This is a genomic window from Noviherbaspirillum suwonense (assembly GCF_900182955.1).
Lineage (GTDB): Bacteria > Pseudomonadota > Gammaproteobacteria > Burkholderiales > Burkholderiaceae_D > Noviherbaspirillum_A > Noviherbaspirillum_A suwonense.
Map to the genome: position 1 here is coordinate 3,734 of NZ_FXUL01000054.1, position 1,843 is coordinate 5,576.

General features: G+C 53.7%; 1 tRNA gene and 1 rRNA gene. Both read right to left on the minus strand.

The window, feature by feature from the left end:
* Positions 1–15: 15 nt before the first annotated feature.
* Positions 16–92, minus strand: a tRNA-Ile gene (locus tag QOL82_RS28925).
* 98 nt (positions 93–190) lie between these two features.
* A 16S ribosomal RNA gene (locus QOL82_RS28930) occupies positions 191–1,721 on the minus strand.
* Positions 1,722–1,843: the final 122 nt, after the last annotated feature.

Here is a 1,843-nt window from a genome sequence, read left to right on the forward strand (position 1 = left end):
CAACGCTGCGATAACTGGTGGGTCTGGTTGGGTTCGAACCAACGACCCCCGCGTTATCAACACGGTGCTCTAACCAGCTGAGCTACAGACCCGACACGACAACTACACGTGACACTCTGGACTTGCGACTGTTCTTCTGTTGTACCAACAGGCCGATAAGTGTGGACACCCAACTTCGTGCTATCTCTAGAAAGGAGGTGATCCAGCCGCACCTTCCGATACGGCTACCTTGTTACGACTTCACCCCAGTCACGAATCCTACCGTGGTAAGCGCCCTCCTTGCGGTTAAGCTACCTACTTCTGGTAAAACCCGCTCCCATGGTGTGACGGGCGGTGTGTACAAGACCCGGGAACGTATTCACCGCGACATGCTGATCCGCGATTACTAGCGATTCCAACTTCATGCAGTCGAGTTGCAGACTGCAATCCGGACTACGATACACTTTCTGGGATTAGCTCCCCCTCGCGGGTTGGCGGCCCTCTGTATGTACCATTGTATGACGTGTGAAGCCCTACCCATAAGGGCCATGAGGACTTGACGTCATCCCCACCTTCCTCCGGTTTGTCACCGGCAGTCTCATTAGAGTGCCCTTTCGTAGCAACTAATGACAAGGGTTGCGCTCGTTGCGGGACTTAACCCAACATCTCACGACACGAGCTGACGACAGCCATGCAGCACCTGTGTGCAGGTTCTCTTTCGAGCACTCCCTGATCTCTCAAGGATTCCTGCCATGTCAAGGGTAGGTAAGGTTTTTCGCGTTGCATCGAATTAATCCACATCATCCACCGCTTGTGCGGGTCCCCGTCAATTCCTTTGAGTTTTAATCTTGCGACCGTACTCCCCAGGCGGTCAACTTCACGCGTTAGCTGCGTTACCAAGTCAATTAAGACCCGACAACTAGTTGACATCGTTTAGGGCGTGGACTACCAGGGTATCTAATCCTGTTTGCTCCCCACGCTTTCGTGCATGAGCGTCAGTGTTATCCCAGGGGGCTGCCTTCGCCATCGGTATTCCTCCACATCTCTACGCATTTCACTGCTACACGTGGAATTCTACCCCCCTCTGACACACTCTAGCCGTGCAGTCACCAATGCCATTCCCAGGTTAAGCCCGGGGATTTCACATCGGTCTTGCACAACCGCCTGCGCACGCTTTACGCCCAGTAATTCCGATTAACGCTTGCACCCTACGTATTACCGCGGCTGCTGGCACGTAGTTAGCCGGTGCTTATTCTTCAGGTACCGTCATTAGCAAGGGATATTAGCCCTCACCGTTTCTTCCCTGACAAAAGAGCTTTACAACCCGAAGGCCTTCTTCACTCACGCGGCATTGCTGGATCAGGCTTGCGCCCATTGTCCAAAATTCCCCACTGCTGCCTCCCGTAGGAGTCTGGGCCGTGTCTCAGTCCCAGTGTGGCTGGTCGTCCTCTCAGACCAGCTACTGATCGATGCCTTGGTAGGCCTTTACCCCACCAACTAGCTAATCAGATATCGGCCGCTCCACGAGCATGAGGTCTTGCGATCCCCCACTTTCATCCGTAGATCGTATGCGGTATTAGCTAATCTTTCGACTAGTTATCCCCCACTCCAGGGCACGTTCCGATATGTTACTCACCCGTTCGCCACTCGCCACCAGGGTTGCCCCCGTGCTGCCGTTCGACTTGCATGTGTAAGGCATGCCGCCAGCGTTCAATCTGAGCCAGGATCAAACTCTTCAGTTCAATCTCTGTTTCGTGCCATTGCTGGCAGGTTCCGCTGTGACACGGAACCGTCGCTCACTCAAAATACTGACAGTTGTGTTCTTGCGAACCTTTCTGTATTTCTTCTGCGTGAGCACTTGCTT